The sequence below is a fragment of the Kitasatospora sp. NPDC001603 genome (assembly GCF_040298365.1).
Taxonomy (GTDB): Bacteria; Actinomycetota; Actinomycetes; order Streptomycetales; family Streptomycetaceae; genus Kitasatospora.
In genome coordinates, this window is the sequence record NZ_JBEPAA010000179.1 from 1 (window position 1) to 2,325 (window position 2,325).

Here is a 2,325-nt window from a genome sequence, read left to right on the forward strand (position 1 = left end):
CGGCCGCCCGGCACGCGGCGGCCGCGACGGCCCGGACCGACCGGCTCTACGAGGACATCGCGGCCGGTCGGCCGGCCACCGTCGGGCAGCGGGCCTGGCTGGCCGCCTCGGTCATCGCCGGCACGGTCCACCTGACCACCGCGGCCCTGTGCGGCTGGGGCCTGTGGCTGCTCGTCACCGGCAACACCCCGCTCCGCTGTCTGGGCGCGGCCGTGCTCGGCCTGGTGGTCCTGCTCCGGCCCCGGCTCGGCCGGACCCCGCGCGGCGAGGGCGTGCTGGACCGTGCCGAGGCGCCCGCCCTCTACGGCCTGGCGGACCGCGTCGCCGCCGAGGTGGGCGCCGGGCCGGTCGACGTGATCCGGGTCGACGGCGCGTTCAACGCGAGCATGGGGGCGGTCGGGCTACGCCGACGGTCGGTGCTCACCCTGGGCCTGCCGCTCTGGGAGGTACTCGGCGAACAGGAGCGGATCGCCCTGCTGGGGCACGAGTTCGGCCACCGGGTCAACGGCGACCACCGGCAGGGCCTCTGGCTCGGTTCGGCGATCCACGCGCTCGCCCACTGGTACGACCTCACCCGCCCGCGCGGCCACTACCGGGACGCGGTGGGGCTGGAGCTGCTGTTCCAGCTCACCGACCTGCTCCTCGCCGTCCTGCTCGGCGGCGTCGCCCGGCTGCTGCTGGCGCTGCTCCGGCTGCTCGACCGGCTGACCTCGCGCGCCGGGCAGCAGGCCGAGTACCACGCGGACACGCTGGCCGCCCGCACCGCGTCCACCGGAGCGGCCCGGCGCCTGCTGCGGACCCTGCTGCTCGGCCAGGCGGTGGAGACGGCGGCGGCCCGGGCACGCGCGGAGCTGCGGAGCCGGCCCCACGCGTCGCGCCGCGGTCCGCAGCACGCCCCGGCGGCGCCGTCCACGCGGCCGGCGACCACCCCCGAGGCGTTCTGGGAGCGGCTGCGCGACCAGGCCGCCGACGTCCCGGCGCTGGAGCACGAGCGCCTGCTGCGCCGCTCCGCCCTGGAGCGGGGCGCGGTGGACCCCACCCACCCGCCGACCCACCTGCGGCTCGCCCTCCTCGACCGGGGCCCCGAGCTGCCGGCCGCCGTCACGACGACGCCCGCCGAGACCGCCGCCATCGCCGCCGAGCTGGCGCCGCACCGCGTCCGCATCGCGCGCACCCTGCTGGCCGGCTGAGGATCCGCCCGGGACGGGCGCCGCGGCCTACCGTCCAGTAGGGTCCGACGGCGAGCACGAGCACCGAATCACCCGGCAAGGGAGCTGCACCATGTCCGACCTCCTGGAGAACCCGCGCCCCGCACCCGAGGTGCTGGCGGCCTTCGAGGGCGCGACCGGGTTCATGCCGGCGGACGAGGGCCTCGCCCTGTACGCGGCGGCGCTGACGGCGGCCCGGCGGACCGGGCTGCCGGTGCTGGAGATCGGCACCTACTGCGGGCGGTCGGCGATCCTGCTGGCCGCCGCCGCCCGGGAGGCGGGCACGGTGGCGCTGACCGTCGACCACCACCGGGGCTCCGAGGAGCAGCAGCCCGGCTGGGAGTACCACGACCCGACGCTGGTGGACCAGGCGGTGGGCCGGATGGACACGCTCCCCCGGTTCCGCCGCACCCTGCACGCGGCCGGGCTGGAGGACCACGTGGTCGCCCTGGTCGGCCGGTCGCCGCAGATCGCGGCGCTCTGGGGCGGTCGGCTCGGCCTGGTCTTCATCGACGGCGGCCACACCGACGAGCACGCCACCGGCGACTACGAGGGCTGGGCCCGCCACCTGGCCCCCGAGGGCCTGCTGGTGGTGCACGACGTCTTCCCCGACCCGGCGGACGGCGGCCAGGCGCCGTACCGGGTCTACCTGCGGGCGCTCGCCGAGGGCTTCGAGGAGGTCTCGGCGACCGGCTCGCTGCGGGTCCTGCGCCGCTCCCGCGGCTGAGCGACCGGGCCGCGGAGCCCCGCCCGGCCCCGCCCTTCGAGCGCCGCCGTCGAACGCCGCGCTCGAACGCCGGGGCGGCCCGACGAGATCGCCGGACCGGCCCCCCGGCCGATCACGGATGCTCTAACGTCGTGCCGGGGCTGTCGGGCGGGGGTTCGAACGGTACGGTGTCCGCGCGGCGCACGCGCGCCGACGACAGCGGCACAGCACCAGGCAGAGCGACCGGGCGGACGGTGGGGGCCAGCAATGACGGACCAGCAGAACACCGCTCCGGCGGTCTGGGATCCGACCGCGCGCGGCGGCGCCGGCGGCTGGGTGCGCGGACCGCAGCAGCCCGCCCCCGGCGCGGCCCAGCCCCCGGCCGCTCCGCCCGCCGCCGCCCGGCCGGTT

2 protein-coding genes are annotated in these 2,325 nt (G+C 78.4%); both read left to right on the top strand.

What is annotated here, in order from left to right:
- Positions 1-1,190: M48 family metalloprotease (locus tag ABT263_RS38670; protein WP_352298628.1), on the top strand; the 1,190-nt coding region annotated here is incomplete at its 5' end.
- Positions 1,191-1,281: 91 nt separating this feature from the next.
- On the top strand, positions 1,282-1,935 hold the full coding sequence (locus tag ABT263_RS38675; RefSeq protein ID WP_352298630.1) for a class I SAM-dependent methyltransferase: 654 nt from the start codon (positions 1,282-1,284) through the stop codon (positions 1,933-1,935).
- The last annotated feature ends 390 nt before the right edge of the window (positions 1,936-2,325 follow it).